Origin of the sequence: Lederbergia ruris (assembly GCF_018332955.1) — a bacterium.
Classification (GTDB): domain Bacteria; phylum Bacillota; class Bacilli; order Bacillales; family Bacillaceae_C; genus Lederbergia; species Lederbergia ruris.
Map to the genome: position 1 here is coordinate 1 of NZ_BORB01000062.1, position 15,503 is coordinate 15,503.

18 protein-coding genes are annotated in these 15,503 nt (G+C 40.5%); 3 read left to right on the top strand and 15 right to left on the bottom strand.

Features of this window, described 5'->3' with window-relative positions:
• Nucleotides 1-581 precede the first annotated feature (581 nt).
• Entirely contained in the window at nt 582-686 is a 105-nt protein-coding gene (locus KI363_RS20500; protein WP_158321969.1) for a YjcZ family sporulation protein, read from the top strand.
• A 164-nt stretch (nt 687-850) separates the two neighbouring features.
• Here KI363_RS20500 and KI363_RS20505 read toward each other — a convergent pair whose 3' ends face one another.
• Both KI363_RS20505 and KI363_RS20510 read right to left on the bottom strand, forming a co-directional pair.
• The gene (locus tag KI363_RS20505) at nt 851-1,849 is read right to left on the bottom strand and encodes an inorganic phosphate transporter (RefSeq protein ID WP_158321925.1); all 999 of its coding nucleotides are present in this window, start codon (nt 1,847-1,849) and stop codon (nt 851-853) included.
• Between the two features lie 14 nt (nt 1,850-1,863).
• Nucleotides 1,864-2,481 carry a DUF47 domain-containing protein gene (locus tag KI363_RS20510; protein ID WP_158321926.1) on the bottom strand — a complete coding sequence of 206 codons (618 nt, stop codon included), beginning with the start codon at nt 2,479-2,481 and terminating at the stop codon, nt 1,864-1,866.
• Nucleotides 2,482-2,664: 183 nt separating this feature from the next.
• Here KI363_RS20510 and KI363_RS20515 point away from each other — a divergent pair, with 183 nt between their 5' ends.
• Nucleotides 2,665-2,844 carry a twin-arginine translocase TatA/TatE family subunit gene (locus KI363_RS20515; protein ID WP_158321927.1) on the top strand — a complete coding sequence of 60 codons (180 nt, stop codon included), beginning with the start codon at nt 2,665-2,667 and terminating at the stop codon, nt 2,842-2,844.
• Nucleotides 2,845-3,323: 479 nt separating this feature from the next.
• Nucleotides 3,324-3,458, top strand: a complete 135-nt coding sequence (locus KI363_RS22310) for a hypothetical protein (protein ID WP_281414149.1) — start codon at nt 3,324-3,326, stop codon at nt 3,456-3,458.
• Between the two features lie 22 nt (nt 3,459-3,480).
• On the opposite strand, the gene pabC is transcribed toward KI363_RS22310, so the two are convergent.
• The 13 genes from pabC to KI363_RS20580 all read right to left on the bottom strand — a co-directional run bounded on the left by pabC (nt 3,481) and on the right by KI363_RS20580 (nt 15,273).
• Nucleotides 3,481-4,371: an aminodeoxychorismate lyase gene (pabC, locus tag KI363_RS20520; RefSeq protein WP_212967485.1), complete on the bottom strand. Its 891-nt coding sequence runs from the start codon at nt 4,369-4,371 to the stop codon at nt 3,481-3,483.
• A 1-nt stretch (nt 4,372) separates the two neighbouring features.
• Nucleotides 4,373-4,954: an aminodeoxychorismate/anthranilate synthase component II gene (gene pabA, locus KI363_RS20525; protein ID WP_158321929.1), complete on the bottom strand. Its 582-nt coding sequence runs from the start codon at nt 4,952-4,954 to the stop codon at nt 4,373-4,375.
• Nucleotides 4,951-6,351 carry an aminodeoxychorismate synthase component I gene (gene pabB / locus KI363_RS20530; protein WP_212967486.1) on the bottom strand — a complete coding sequence of 467 codons (1,401 nt, stop codon included), beginning with the start codon at nt 6,349-6,351 and terminating at the stop codon, nt 4,951-4,953. The genes pabA and pabB overlap by 4 nt, the downstream gene beginning before the upstream one ends.
• A gap of 20 nt (nt 6,352-6,371) precedes the next feature.
• Complete coding sequence (locus KI363_RS20535; RefSeq protein WP_212967487.1) at nt 6,372-7,034, bottom strand: HAD family hydrolase; 663 nt, start codon at nt 7,032-7,034, stop codon at nt 6,372-6,374.
• A complete protein-coding gene (locus KI363_RS20540; protein ID WP_212967488.1) occupies nt 7,027-8,193 on the bottom strand; it encodes a DEAD/DEAH box helicase in 1,167 nt (388 codons plus the stop codon). The genes KI363_RS20535 and KI363_RS20540 overlap by 8 nt, the downstream gene beginning before the upstream one ends.
• A 98-nt stretch (nt 8,194-8,291) precedes the next feature.
• Nucleotides 8,292-9,230 carry a methyl-accepting chemotaxis protein gene (locus tag KI363_RS20545; RefSeq protein WP_191967437.1) on the bottom strand — a complete coding sequence of 313 codons (939 nt, stop codon included), beginning with the start codon at nt 9,228-9,230 and terminating at the stop codon, nt 8,292-8,294.
• A 182-nt stretch (nt 9,231-9,412) separates the two neighbouring features.
• The gene (gene hisIE, locus KI363_RS20550) at nt 9,413-10,063 is read right to left on the bottom strand and encodes a bifunctional phosphoribosyl-AMP cyclohydrolase/phosphoribosyl-ATP diphosphatase HisIE (RefSeq protein WP_158321934.1); all 651 of its coding nucleotides are present in this window, start codon (nt 10,061-10,063) and stop codon (nt 9,413-9,415) included.
• Nucleotides 10,053-10,814 (bottom strand): imidazole glycerol phosphate synthase subunit HisF, encoded by a 762-nt coding sequence (hisF, locus tag KI363_RS20555; RefSeq protein WP_212967489.1) that lies wholly within the window; start codon nt 10,812-10,814, stop codon nt 10,053-10,055. Before hisF ends, hisIE begins: the two co-directional genes overlap by 11 nt.
• Nucleotides 10,815-10,820: 6 nt before the next feature.
• Nucleotides 10,821-11,516 carry a 1-(5-phosphoribosyl)-5-[(5-phosphoribosylamino)methylideneamino]imidazole-4-carboxamide isomerase gene (gene hisA, locus KI363_RS20560; protein WP_158321936.1) on the bottom strand — a complete coding sequence of 232 codons (696 nt, stop codon included), beginning with the start codon at nt 11,514-11,516 and terminating at the stop codon, nt 10,821-10,823.
• A gap of 123 nt (nt 11,517-11,639) precedes the next feature.
• A complete protein-coding gene (hisB, locus tag KI363_RS20565) occupies nt 11,640-12,227 on the bottom strand; it encodes an imidazoleglycerol-phosphate dehydratase HisB (protein ID WP_158321937.1) in 588 nt (195 codons plus the stop codon).
• Between the two features lie 15 nt (nt 12,228-12,242).
• Nucleotides 12,243-13,532: a histidinol dehydrogenase gene (gene hisD, locus KI363_RS20570; protein WP_212967490.1), complete on the bottom strand. Its 1,290-nt coding sequence runs from the start codon at nt 13,530-13,532 to the stop codon at nt 12,243-12,245.
• On the bottom strand, nt 13,529-14,152 hold the full coding sequence (hisG, locus tag KI363_RS20575; protein ID WP_158321939.1) for an ATP phosphoribosyltransferase: 624 nt from the start codon (nt 14,150-14,152) through the stop codon (nt 13,529-13,531). Before hisG ends, hisD begins: the two co-directional genes overlap by 4 nt.
• Entirely contained in the window at nt 14,149-15,273 is a 1,125-nt protein-coding gene (locus KI363_RS20580) for an ATP phosphoribosyltransferase regulatory subunit (RefSeq protein ID WP_158321940.1), read from the bottom strand. The genes hisG and KI363_RS20580 overlap by 4 nt, the downstream gene beginning before the upstream one ends.
• Between the last annotated feature and the right edge of the window lie 230 nt (nt 15,274-15,503).

Sequence of the window (15,503 nt, forward strand, 5' to 3'; positions counted from 1 at the left end):
GAATCGATGTTGACTTATCGTAGGAAGGCACCGAAAGTTTGCTAGTCGCTGGGCGCTGGAGCTGGATGTCAAACCGCAACGTAAACAGTTATCCACAAGTCGAGAATTTTATAATTTCCTAGACCATAAAAAAGCGACCCCCTGCCTTAAGCTAGCTCGCTGCCACATTACTGCAAAACTGACTTACAGTACCTTAATAACACTCAACCACCCTCATCCTCCGAGACCAATGGTAACTATAGTTCAAAAACCATTTTTAACCTATTTATGTCCTCTACGATGTATTTGTCCATTTCAAAAAGGAGCTTTCAATCATTTAATAGTAATGAATGGAGGTGATTCAATTGTTTGCCCGTAATAGGCCAATCGTTTGTCCCCCAAAATATATGGTCAGGAATCGTTTTATTCGCCGGCCACAGCCAATTATCCATCCCGTTGTGCATGTTAATCGTCTAAATGTTGTAGATGTACCTAAACATATTTACAAACCTATCACTAGAAATGAAATCGTTGAACATAGACGTGGTTGTCGCTGGTGAATTCTAGAAATTCCCCATTTTATTGAAAGGAGGTGATTCATGATGAGCGAATATGGACACGGATATGGGTCAGGATTTGCTTTAATCGTGGTTCTGTTTATTCTTTTAATCATTGTTGGAACTGCTTACGTTGGCGGTGGATTTTAGTAATATGAAAGCGACCCACCTATTTTAGGTGGTCGCTTTCATATTACTGTAAATCTGACTTTTTAACCTAGCTGTAGAGCTCTTTGATCAACACATCATTGCTCCCGAATTTTTATGGGAAAATATGATTTGGCACAGACTTGTTTGCAAGAAAAAACGTTCATTTAAAAAAATAAATTAAGAATAAAAAAGCAAATTGCTGCAAGGATTGCTGAAATCGGTAAGGTGATTAGCCAAGTAATGATCATCGTTTGAGCGGTTCCCCATTTTACTCCTTTTAAGCGGTGAGAAGCACCAACCCCTAAAATGGAAGATGAAATAACATGAGTTGTACTGACTGGTAGACCAATAGCCGTTGCACCGAAGATAACCGTGGCGCCTGTTAGATCTGCTGCCACTCCACTGACCGGACGGATTTTCATAATTTTCCCACCGACTGTTTTAATGATTTTCCAGCCGCCCATCGCGGTTCCCATCGCCATCGCGAAAGCACAAATAAATTGCACCCATAATTGAATATCATCTGATTGTTGGTAATTATTGACGATTAAAGCCATCGTAATAATCCCCATCGCTTTTTGGGCATCGTTTGTTCCATGAGAGTAGGCTTGCAAAGCTGCTGTCGCAATTTGTACCCTTCTGAAGTTTTTGTTTGTTTTCGTCAAATTGCTATTTTTAAAAATAACTTTGATGATACTATACACGATAAAGCCGACGGCAAAAGCTAGAATAGGAGACAAAATCAACGCTTTGATAATGTTTAGAAACCCACCATAATTTAACGCGTGAAATCCAGAGGCGGCAATGGCTGCACCGGCAATCGCCCCAATTAGTGCATGGGAGGAACTGCTAGGAATTCCATAATACCAGGTGACTAAATTCCAAATAATGGCAGCCAGTAGTGCGGCAAGAATAATGGTTGTACCATTTTCGAGTGTAAAAGGATCGATAATATCCTTCGTAATCGTTTTAGCCACTCCCGTAAACGTCATAGCCCCCACAAAGTTCATGACAGAAGCTAATATTATCGCATGCCTCGGCTGCAAGGCTTTTGTGGAAACCGAAGTTGCGATTGCATTAGCCGTATCGTGAAACCCATTAATAAAGTCGAACGTGACTGCAAAAAGGACGATTAAAGTCGTTACGATCAGAAATGTATTCATGTTTGTATGACTCCTTAAGCATTTTTCATAATAATGGCTTCAAAAGTATTGGCGACATTCTGACAGCAATCCGCGACTTCCTCAAGCTCCTCATAAATTTCCTTGTATTGAATAATCCGTATAGGATCTTTCTCAACTTGAAATAAATGTTTTATCGAAACCCGTAAAATGTCGTCACACTGTGATTCATACTCTTTCATTTTTATCGCATTGCTTCTAATGAGAGTGAGCTTCTTTTTGGATAATAATTCAATGGCGTTTTCCATTTCTTTGACACATTTTTGGATTGCATCCACAAATTGCAGCATATAATCATCTGCCGCTGTCACAGAATACATATCAAATAGCGCCGCCGTTTGCTCTAGACCATCCAGTACATCATCCATATTCATGGCTAAAGCTAAAATATCTTCACGTTCTATGGGCGTGATAAATACATTGTTTAAATCTAGTATTACCTGATGCACGAGGGAATCTCCCTTATTTTCGTACTCTTTCATTTTTTCGGAGAAGATTTTCAGGTCATCCAAATTGCTTAGCTTATAATCGGTGAAATAATTCATGCTTTCCGTCAAATTAGCAGAGATATTAGCTAAATGAATAAAAAATTGATCTTCTTTTTTCTTAAACATTTTTTATCTTTCTCCCCTTTATAATCAATCAAGCTATATTATAATAGCGTAATTCGTCAATTTGCGACATACTCTTAACAAAACATTTACATAAAATTTACATTACGTGATTTTTGTAGGTTCTTTCAATTGGATTGCTTTTAAATTTGTCCAAAAAGGAGTATGATATAAATAAAAAAGGAGATGCCTCTTGTGAGACCAGGAATCGGCAGTCTTGTTATTATCCTTATTGTTGCTCTACTTATTTTCGGCCCTCGTAAATTACCTGAATTAGGAAAGGCGCTGGGCAGTACTTTGAGAGAATTTAAAAAAGCAACGCAAGGTTTATCCAATGAAGATGACACTGAAAAAAAAGAAAAATAGAGTGAACCAGTAATAGGCGCTTGCTGAAAACAATTTATCGTGATATAATAGTTATTACTTATCGAATGAACTTGGAAATAAATTTACAGATGAAATAAATGATTTGGCGTTCTTACTATGTTTTTTAGCAAAGACTTATTCACACTGGATCGGCTTCGGAGCCGTAAGGATGTATGAGAGGTAGGGCTTACGTCGTTTAGGTTTAAGAAAGAATACAACCGCGGCAATTTATCTTAAGAAAATAACAAGTTATAAAATATATTCGGAAGTATTAGAAAGGCATCCTAACGTTAGGGTGCCTGTTTGTATTGCTTAGGAATATTGTCAACTTTTTTATCAAGCTTGTACGCACTGTACAGATGCTTGCGCTTTTGTTCTTTTATAGACTGTTTTAGAATATATTTATGGGGGAATATAATACTAATGAGTATGAAGAGAGTCCCTTCTGTTCAAATTTAACAAAATGAGGAGGAATAAGAATGGGTGTAGGAATTGCAATCGGCATGATCGCGGTGATTTTGTTAGTCGCCCTTTTTCTCGTCTTTTTCTTACGTGGTCCACTCAACTCAGAAGATGCTCACACAGTTGATCGTCCCCCAGATGACAAAAAATAACGAGGCTTTGCAAAAGGTCTGTCTAGAAATCTTCTCTAGACAGACCTTTTCGTGGATGCTCAAAGGATCTTCCGTTAAATTCGTCCACAGCCTGGCGATATAATTGGTAGAGTTGCTGGGTATAGCTCCCATTCTTTCCAGCAAAGATTTGCTCTTTCCAGTTTTTAACCGGAATGATTTCTTGGATAGAATTGGTCAAAAATATTTCTTCTGCCCCTAGTAAATCTTCTTTTTGATAAAATCCTTCCTCTACCCTTAAGCCTAGCTGGGTTGCCAGTACTAATATAAACTCCCGGGTAATGCCTTTCAGAATTCCTGTTTCAACTGCGGGTGTGTAAAGCACTTTGTCATGAATCCAAAATAGGTTCGATGTCACTCCTTCTGCTAAAAAGCCCTCCTCAGTCAGAAAAATTCCTTCTTTATTTGGATCTGGACCTACTTCTCGTTTGGCGATCACATTATTCATAAAATGATGCGATTTTAAACGCGTGTCCATTTCCGGGGTATTTCTAGATAATCTTAAAAAGATGATTTCTTTTTCCTTTAATGGCTTGAGTGCTGGAAGTTCCTTTTGGAAAATGATCGTCGTCGGTGCTTCATAGGAAGTCGTTTGAATGCCTACCTGCCCGGGACCAGCGGATACATTGAAACGAATATAGGAATCAGGCAAAGCATTTAGCTCTGATAACTTTCGAATCCACCTCAATACTTCGTCATACTTGAATTGTCTCGAGATTTGCAGTTGTTGTAATCCGCTATTTAATCGATCTAAATGTTTTTCAAGCAAAAAAGGATGCCCATTGTATGTGCGCAATGTCTCAAAGACCCCTAAGCCATATAAATAACCATGATCAAACGGGGAAATCCTCGCCTCTTCTTGGCGGATAAACTCGCCATTGATGTACATATACATCTTAAACTACCCCTATCCGATAAGTGTGTAAGAAATTAGCTAAAAGCCTTTTTCCTGCCTCTGTCGTAATCGACTCAGGATGAAATTGTATTCCTTCCACGGCCCATTTTGTATGGCGAATACCCATGATCTCCTCATCTGCCGTCCAAGAGGTAATTTCTAAGCAGTCTGGTAAACTCTCCCTTTCAACGATGAGAGAGTGATATCTTGTCGCCCGAAAAGGAAGAGGTACCCCGGCATACATTGTCTGTTGATCGTGGTAGACTTGCGAAGTCTTTCCATGCAGCAGTTGTTTTGCTTTCACTACTTTCCCCCCAAAGGCTTGAGCAATTGCTTGATGTCCTAAACAAACTCCCAATATCGGAATCTTCCCTGAAAAATAACGGATGACTTCAAGAGAAATACCTGCTTCATTTGGGGTACAGGGACCAGGTGAAATCACAATATATTCAGGGGAAAGCTGCTCGATTTCATTTAGACTGATTTTATCATTTCTTTTGACAACAACAGGTTCTCCCAGTTCACCTAAATATTGCACAAGATTATAGGTAAAAGAGTCATAATTATCAATCATCAGAATCATCGGACGGTCTCCTTCTGCTCAGCCAATTCTTTCGCTTTCCAAAGTGCTTCCGCTTTTTTGAGCGATTCTTTATACTCTGCTCCGGGATTCGAATCGATCACAATTCCCGCCCCCGCTTGTACATGGGCCATCCCATCCTTCACGATCATCGTTCGAATCACAATATTTAAGTGTAAGTCTTTATTAAAACCGATCCAACCAAGCGACCCAGTATAAATCCCCCGTTTAACAGGCTCGAGCTCCTCAATAATCTCCAATGTCCGAATCTTCGGTGCCCCCGTGATCGTTCCACCTGGGAACATCGCTTCTACTAAATCACAAACCGTTTTTTCTTCTGCTAACTGGCCACTGACATGAGAAACAATATGCATCACATGCGAATACTTTTCCACTATCATGAATTCATCAACATGAACGGAACCATATTCACAGACACGTCCAAGATCGTTCCTTTCCAAATCAACTAGCATAATATGTTCTGCACGTTCTTTTTCATTTTCAATCAGTTCATTGGCTAATGCCTGATCTTCGTTGTCATCTCGTCCCCTTGGTCTCGTCCCCGCAATCGGTCTTGTGCTCACATGCTGTCCACTTTTTTGAATCAACAACTCAGGAGAGCCGGAAACGATTTGAAAATCAGGAGTATGAAGATACCCCATATAGGGAGAAGGATTTAATTTTCTTAATTCCTTATAAATGGCTATAGGCGGAATCCCGATTTGCCTGGATTGCCGAACAGCCAAGTTCACTTGAAAAACATCTCCTTCTCTTATATAGGCTTGAATCTTTTGGACAGCCGCCACAAACTCCGCCTCTGTAAAAGAAACACAAAGCTTTTTGTCTATATCGATCTTCTCAAAATGCTTTTCTTCTCTGCAAGGGGAGCTCAACCAACTTTGTTTTAGCCTTGCTAATTTCTTTTCTGACTCTGCCCGATTATATACCATCAACCATAAACATTCATCTTCATGATCGTAGACAGCCCACTCATCAAAAATGAGAAAATAAAGAAGAGGAAGTTGCAAATCATCCTCTGCCAGATTAGGCAACTCTTCGATACTCTGGCTATAATCATAACTAATATAGCCGATGGCCCCACCTTGAAAATCGGGGAGTCCTGGTTCAGGCGAGAAAGAAAAAGACTTCATCCACTTCTCAAGTTCTGCAAGCGGTTTTCCTTCCACTATTCTTGTCTTTCCGGCTTGTTCCACTTTTAATGTTTGATCTTCACCCTGAATGATAGCAAAAGGCTGGATCCCAGCAATACTGTATCTACCGGAACGCCCGCTCTCTAAAAGTACATGGTGAGTCGAATCTACTGTTAGTGAAGTATATGTATTAAAAAACCGGTCGATGGAATAAGGAATTTTTTCATATAGAAGGTTGGTTTGGTTCATACGGTCTCACTTCCAATCTTTTAAACTGACTTTTTCGTAATATCATCCATAAGTGTCCTTAACGATTGTCCACCCATCGATTCAATCCTTGCATCAAACTCTTGGAATTCAAGGTCTTTTGTCACTGGATTGGGGACAATGATACAATTCATACCTGCTCTTTTCGCGGCTAGAGAGCCATTCAGCGAATCTTCAAAGGCAATCGCCTCTTCCGGTTTTACCCCCAACGCTTCGACCGCCTTTACATAAAGTTCCGGGTCTGGTTTAATCTTCGTTACCTGATCTCTCGTTTGAATCGTCTCAAAAAACTTAAGTAGATCATATTTCTCAAGAAAAGGCTTCACCCAGCTTTCACTTGAACTTGTCGCTAATCCAATGCGCAGGTTTAACTCCTTTGCTTCGTCTAAAAATTCCCTTACCCCTTCACGAAGAACGATCGTGGCCATTTTTTCTTTATGAAGCGTTAAAGCAGCCGCATTTATCGCTTCTATCTCTTCACTTCCTTGTAATTGTTCCTCCATATATTGGTAAAAGGCAGCATCATCTGTACCAATAATTTGTGCAAAAATGGGCAGAGGCAACTCCACTTCATAACCAGCGAGCACCTCTTTATAACACTCGTACCAAGCTGTTTCTGTATCTAAAATTAAACCATCAAAATCGAAGACCACTGCTTTAATCATTTTTCTTCTTTCCTTTCTTTTTATGTTGGGTTGTTTCGACGAAATTTCCTTTATAGATACGCCTCAACTGGATGGGCAGCTTAAGCTTTTTGGCAAACTTTTTAAGTTCCCTTTCTTGCCTTGGGGTAACAAATGAAACGACCGTGCCCGTCTTTCCCATGCGACCGGTTCTACCAGAACGATGAATGTATTGATCCAAATCAATCGGAAAATCATAATGGATCACATGAGTAAGTCCCTCTATATCAAGGCCCCTTGCCGCAATATCAGTGGCCAACAATAAAGTGATTTCTCCTTTACGCAAAGAGGTTAAGGCTTGTTCTCTTTCCCTTTTATTCAAATCACTATGAAGCAGGCCGACAGGGACTTTTTCATATTTTAATTTTTCATAGAGCACATTCATATTTCCCCGATCACGGACAAACACAAGAGCTTTCACTTTTTTCATAGCGGCTATTTTTTGCAATAATTTAGCACGGTCCCGTGGCTCGCATAATAAATACAGATGGTCTGTGCGATCAACCGTTTGTGATTGTATTTGCTCAACCGTAATGAATTTGGGTGCTCTCCCTGTCATCGCTTTTATTTGATCTGGCTCTTTAATGGATGTAGCTGAAAATAATAATAATTGCCGATCATTCATGGTGGACTTCACAATCGTCCGGACTGTATTCAAGTGCTCCTCATTTAAAAGCTGATCCCCCTCATCAAGGACAATCGATTGCACCTCGTGCATTTTTAGCTTTTTTAATTTGATTAACTCTAAAATTCGTCCAGGTGAACCGACGACAATCTGGGGGCGTGTTTTTAATTTTTCCAGTTGTCGCTTGATGTTCGCCCCACCGACAAAGGACGCCGTTCTGATATTTGTACCATTCGTCCACTTCTGCGCTTCTTGGTAAATTTGCATGACTAATTCTCGTGATGGTGCTAAAATAACCGTTTGAATAGATGAGTTTTCTTCATCAATCTTCTCGATCAGTGGTAAAAGATAGGCAAGCGTTTTTCCAGTTCCTGTTGGAGATTTTGCGATTATATCTTCTCGATCCAAAACCGCATTGAGTACAGCTTCTTGTACGTCTGTTGGATGTGTAAATCCAGATTGTTTCCAGATCGTTTGTGTATTGGGATTAAAATTCGATAAAAATGTTTTTTTCATCGGGGCGATTACTCCTTTTTATTCACAAGTTCATGCCTCTTATCATACTACATTTAGGAAAATACATTAAGAAAAGCTGCCAACTTTGGCAGCTTTTCTTAATTTTGTAATTGTTGTATCCCATTTTCTAAGCGTTCATCAACGATTTTAGCATCTTCGATATGTTCAATAATCGTTTCATGCGCATGAACAAAAAGTGTTTGCGCTTCTTCTAACTCATTCCGAACAGAATCTGCGAATTGCTTTTGTTCCTCTATCATTTTCTCTATTGCCCCAATATCTAATTGGCTCTCTTTAATAATGTCCATCATCTCTTCTACATTTTGTGCGGCTTTTTCACTCATAAGTATTCCTTTTTCAATCAGTTCTGAACTCTTTTTTGTCGCCTGCAAAGCATTATCGATTTCTACTTGCAGGGCATTTGTCAAAGATTGAATATTGGCTGTGCTGTCGGCCGTACTTTCGGCTAATTTCCGGACTTCTTGGGCCACAACCGCGAATCCCTTGCCAGATTCTCCTGCTCTTGCCGCTTCAATCGAGGCATTTAAAGCAAGTAAATTGGTTTGGGAGGCGATATCCTCAATCACACCGACAATCGATTGAATTTCTACAGATCTTTCACTTAGATGACTCATATTTTCTTCAGAGGATTCAATTTCTTTCCCTAATTCTTGAATGATCTGCGCTGTACTTTTTACATTTTCAGCGTTTTGTTGAGACCGTTCTACCTTCCTTACTGAAAAGTTTTTTAAAGACATTCCTTTTTCGTAAAGATGGTTTGATTTTTGCGCTGATTGTTCACTAATCTCATACACATTGCTAAATCTATTCTCTATTCGCGAGATAACCTCTTCCAATCGACCATGTTGAGAATTTACTTTTTCATGCTGCGAAATGGCTGCTTGCAACTCATTCTTTATGTTCAAAAACCATTCTCGGTCTTGTTCTTCTTTCACTTCATAGGACTTTTTTAATTGATCCATTTCCTCAAGTAATGCATTCATTTGTTGTTGTTCTCTCTTTTTTGCCATAAACATCATTCTTCCCCCACATGACCTTTTTACTAAATCATAGCATAATTACCTTTTTTTGTAACCATTAGTTCCAAAGTTTTATTTCTTTTTACGAAAATGCACATATCTTTAGACCTAGTTGTTTTAATTTGTAAATGGGTGACTCATAAGAAAATCAAGCTCCCTTCATGAATGGGAGCTTGATTTCACCAATTTTCTATTTCTGTTCGTTCTTTCTTCGCATTTCCTTTTTTATGCGATCTTTTTTCAAGTTCGGCTTCTACCTCTTCCAAGGGGACTCCCTGGTCCGCTAATATGACTAGGCAATGATAGAGTAGATCACTACACTCATTAACAATCTCATCCTTATCTTGATTTTTAGCGGCGATAATAACTTCGCCCGCTTCTTCAATCAATTTTTTCGCGATCTTATCTGTTCCTTTTTCGAAAAGGTAAGTTGTATAAGAACCGGCCACAGGCTCCGTTTTCCGCTCTTGAATTTCATTCATCAAACGGGCATAGATTGTTTGTTCCGAGGACCGCGTCTGTTCTCCCTCGATGGAATGAAAGAAGCAAGATTTCTCGCCTGTATGGCAAGCAGGTCCTAGGGGGTCGACTCGAATTAGGAGCGTATCCTGATCACAATCAAGCTGAACGGATTTGACCAGTTGGCGATTCCCTGATGTTGCTCCTTTATGCCAATATTCTTTACGTGAACGGGAATAAAACCATGTTTCCTTCGTTTCAAGCGTCCGTTCATACGCTGTTTCATCCATATATGCGAGCATAAGCACATCATCGGTTTGATCATCAACGATAACAGCCGGGATGAGACCTTTAGAAAAATCAGGCTTCATTCATATTCACTCCTTGGTCAAGACAAAGCTGTTTTACGGCCTGAATACTCGTCGTGTTTTCATGAAAAATGGATGCGGCTAAGGCAGCAGCTACATTGGTCTGTTCAAATACCTCGACAATATGTTCGGCATTCCCACATCCTCCTGAAGCGATAACAGGAATGGAAACCGCCTCAACAATCGCCTTCGTTAGTTCAAGATCATATCCATCTTTTACACCATCGCGGTCCACACTTGTTAGTAAAATCGATCCAGCGCCAAGTTGTTCTAATTTTTTCGACCAACCGATCACATCCAAACCTGTATCCTTTTGTCCTCCATGTGTCATGACATGCCAAGTCCCATCTGAAGCAAGCTTAGCATCGACCGCCGCCACAATGGAGTCTGAACCAAATTTTTTCGTAGCTTCTGCAATGAAATTAGGATTTTGTACGGCGGCAGAATTAATTCCTACCTTGTTAGCCCCAGCACTCAGAATCCTCTCAACATCTTCCATTGATTTGATTCCACCACCAACGGTAAATGGAACTGTCGCTTTTTCGGCTACTTTTTTAACCATATCAACTAGAGTATCACGCTCTTCGGTGGTCGCCGAAATATCAAGAAATACGAGCTCATCTGCGCCATCCCGGCAATAAGCTTCAGCCAATTCAACAGGGTCTCCCATTTCCCGAAGCCCTTCAAAGTGGACACCTTTCACGACCTTCCCATCTTTGAAATCTAAACAAGGTATAATTTTCTTTGCTGACATATTTGTTCAACCCCTTAATTTGATTGTGCCTTCGTACATCGCTTTCCCAACAATTGCTTCCTGGATGCCAATTTCAGCAATCGCCTCTAAATCGGTTTGGTTGCGAATTCCCCCTGAGGCAACGATGTCACAGCTTACAGCCTCATGGATTTTCCGCAATTGTTCAAGGTTCGGCCCTTGCATCGTTCCATCCTTGGAAATATCTGTAAAGACAATCCTCCTTACACCTAACTGTTCCATTTTTTGAGCAAACTCGATATAATCGACCTCGGTTTCTGTTTCCCAACCTCTTGTCGCCACTTTTTCATCGCGTGCATCAATGCCGATCACAATATGCTCTTGATAATCTTCTAGAGCTGCTTTTAGAAATGCCTCATCCTCAAGTGCGGCCGTTCCAATTACAATCCTAGATACTCCTGCTTCAATATAAGCTTTAATTGTTTCTAGCGTCCGAATTCCGCCGCCTACTTGAATTGGAACAGAGCTGGACTTAGCTAGCTTTGAAATCAAATCGAGTTGTTCCGGTTCCCCAGATCGTGCCCCATCTAAGTCGACAATATGGATAATCTTCGCTCCATCCTCTATAAAAGTATGTAACTGAGATTCTGGAGCACTCCCTACTTGCGTTGTTTGTTTAAAATCTCCTTGATAAAGTCTCACACATTGTCCGTTAATGAGATCCATTGCTGGTAAAATAATCATTTTTTTGCCCCCTTATAGTCTAGCGACGTACAAACTTGGATAATAAGGTAGAACGAAGGATAAACGGCTAAGTTCGCCACGTCCCCATGTCTTTAACCGTTTTGACCAACATCCTGTCGGCCCTTATTCAAGCAATCCCTTTGTTGAAATAACCCCTTTGATATTTGGATCAATCCGTACCGCTTCAGCTAATGCTCGACCTAATGCTTTAAAAAGCGCCTCAATTTTATGATGGGTATTTTCTCCATACAGAATGCGCGCATGTAGGGTAATCCCTGCGTTGAAGGCAAAGGCGCGGAAAAATTCCTTCACTAATTCTGTGTCAAAATTCCCTAAAGATGGAGTAGTAAAATCGCCTTCGAAATGAAGATACGGGCGTCCACTAATGTCCAATGAAACAAAACCTAATGCTTCATCCATTGGAACATAGGATGTTCCATAGCGGACTATCCCTACCTTATCCCCTAACGCTTCTCGTACAGCTTTCCCTAACACAATCCCTGTATCTTCAACAGTATGGTGACTATCAATATGTAAATCACCTTCAACTTTTACGGTTAATCCAATCCGCCCATGTCGAGCAAAGGCTTCAAGCATATGGTCAAAAAAACCTACACCTGTTTCAATCTCCACGAGACTTGGATCATCTAAACGACATTCCAGCGCAATTTTTGTTTCCTTTGTTTCTCTTTGATTAGAAGCTGTTCTCATCTTTCTCACTCCTGCTTATTCACTAATATCATTCATACGGATGGCAACAGCACGGCCGTGGCCAGCAAGTTCTTCTTTTTCTGCAATACGTTCAATATACGGGGCAGCATGTTGTAAAGCTTGTTCTGAGTAATAGACGTAAGTCGTTTTTTTCATAAAGTCGTCTGCAGACAATCCGGATGAAAATCTAGCTGTCCCTGATGTAGGCAAAACGTGATTCGGTCCAGCAAAATAATCACCAACTGATTCTGGGGTATGATGACCAATAAATACAGAACCAGCATTTTTCACCTTCCCTAAATAAGAGAGGGCGTTGGCTATTTGAATTTCTAGATGCTCAGGCGCCAATTGATTCACAAGATTAAAAGCTGCGTCGACCGATTCCACTAAAATCGCTCCACCTTCGTTTTTTAACGAGGTTTCTGCAATCTCTCTCCTTGATAAACTTGCACATTGTTTTTTCAATTCTACTATTGTCTCATTTAAAAGCTGTTCTGAAGTCGTAAATAAAAACGCACGGGCTTTTTCGTCATGCTCCGCTTGGGCAATTAAATCTGCCGCAACAAATTTGGGGCGCGCGGTTTCGTCCGCAATGACCGCGACCTCTGAAGGACCGGCAATCATATCAATGCCCACATCGCCAAACACGAGTGATTTCGCAGCAGCCACATATTCATTTCCTGGCCCAACAATTTTATCGACGGGCTCGATACTTTCTGTCCCATAGGCCAATGCGGCAATCGCTTGGGCACCGCCTACTTTATAAATGGTTTGTACCCCGGCTATATCTGCTGCAACAGATAATATAGGCGCAATTTTACCTGCTTTTGCTGGAGTAACCATAACGAGTTGAGATACTCCCGCTAACACAGCTGGTATAGCATTCATTAGAACACTGGATGGATAGCATGCCTTTCCACCTGGAACATAAATACCGACGCGCTCAATCGGGCGAAATAACTGTCCTGAAATCACTTCCTCTGTGACTTCCATCATCCGCGATTGTTGGAGTTGTTTGGAATGAAAAGAACGGATATTTTTCGCGGCCTTCTGTAGAGCTTCTACAACATCTGTGGGAACTTCTTCCCATGCTGCTTTTCGTTCTTCCTTTGTCACAACAAGATTTTTTGGTGCTCCCCCATCAAATTTTTCCATATATCCCTGTAAAGCGATATCGCCATTCTGACGTACATTTTCAATAATCGATTGAACGGTTTTTACTGTCGACTCCGCAAACGGCTGTTTTTTTGTTTTTTTAGAAATAAATCGCTTTGTAAATTCTTTTGGAGAATAAACCGAAATCATTTGACAACCTCCTCAAGCCGAAAGGCCTCGATAAAAGGGTAAAGAATCGCCTTTTTTAATTTCAATGAATTGCGATTGGCAATGCAACGGGCAGAAATCGAGAACATCTCTTCTTTTACAACCAAGCCGTTTTCCTTTAATGTATTACCTGTTTCCACGATATCGACAATATCATCAGCAAGACCTAAAAGAGGAGCCAATTCAACAGAACCTTCCAATTTCACAATATCAACAGATTTACCCTGTTTTCGAAAATAGTTTGTTGTAATATTTGGATATTTCGTTGCAATTTTTTGCTTCCCTAATGGCTTATTTGAATCAGGTTCTCCAGCAACAGCAAAACGGCATTGGCCAAACGGAAGGGGAAGTAAATCAAAAACGTCAGGCTGGACCTCTAGTAAAATATCCTCCCCCACGATACCAAGGTCCGCGATCCCATGTTCAACATATGTGGCAACATCGATGCCTTTGGCAAAAAAGGCGAAAAATTGCTCCGTTTCCACCTGAAGCTTTCTGCCTTTATCAAGTAAAGGGGCGACATCAAATCCGCGGTCATCAAGAAAATGGATAAACTGCTTCTCTACCCTCCCCTTTGTTAAAGCGACAATCGGTTTCGTCATCTTTCCAACACCTCAATCTTCCCATCTTTTTCAACGATTTCTAACATGACATCATATTGAATATGTGCCAATGGTTCCGTTTGAATATCCACAATTGCGTCCTTATATTTCGTTCGCAATTGCTCTGCGTACACGAAAGTGTCTTCGGAAGCAATGACGCAAATATGAGTGAAATCATTCGTTTCTTCAACATGTTCTGCTAATACATCGACATCAAAAGCGAGGCCAACAGCGGAATTTCGTTCTCCGAATTGTTCATATAGCCGGTCATACCTTCCTCCTGAGAAACAATCCGCTCCCGTTTCTTTTAAGAACCCTCTAAACATCGTACCCGAATAATAAGGAAGATTTTTCACTCGCCCTAGGTCAATTAAGATTTCCTGACTGCCTGAAGCTTCTACGATTCTCGCAAGCTTTTTCAAGTGGGCTAATATCTCCAACAAATCTGTTCGCTCTTTCCAACGTTCTTCGTATTCTGATAAAATATCTAAAGAGCCAAATGCATCAACTAGGGAGGCTAATTCTATTGCACTTTGTTGGTTTTTACCGTTTAGAGCAATTTGATAAACTTCATCCTTTTTCTTATCATGCATCGCCTGCCTTAATCGTTTTTCATCTACTTGAGACAAAGTTAATGGCCTGACTAAACTTTCAAAAATTTCTGTGTGCCCTAATTCAATGAGACAATCTCCCATCTTTAGCTCTTTCAATAAAGAGCTAGCCATTAATAAACTTTCTCCCTCCCCCATTAATGGGGGGTAATGAAGGATTTCCACACCAATTTGATGCGATTCTATCCCAGGGATCGATTGTTTAAAAACAGAACCTATGTATCCCCATTTTTGTGGGTTTTTTGCTTGGGTTGACAAGGCGCGCGCAATCGATGTTGTCCAATCAGGACGTAATACCTCAATTTCACCTTCCGGATTAAACCATTTCATCATATCTTGCAATTTCATATCCACATACTGATTCGTAAAAGTAGAGGCATACTCAACAACGGGTGTTGAAATGAGAGTATACCCTCTCATTGTCATGACTTTTCTGAATACTTCCATAACATGAAAGCGATGATCAATCGAAGCCCCCATTTCATCTCTGCTGCCTGCTGGCAAAAACATATAAACTCACATCCTGTTTCTTTATCTCGTTATCACTCTATTGAACTAAAGGATTTTTTGGTTTCTTATACTGTATCATACTAGCGAAATGGCGTCAATGGGAAAGAACAAAAGCGCAAGCGCCCGTTTAGCGACGTACAAACTTTTTAGGGGCCTGACGAGATAAAGGAAACACGATGAACCCGAAGGGTGAATCGATGTTGACTTATCGTAGGAAGGCACCGAAAGTT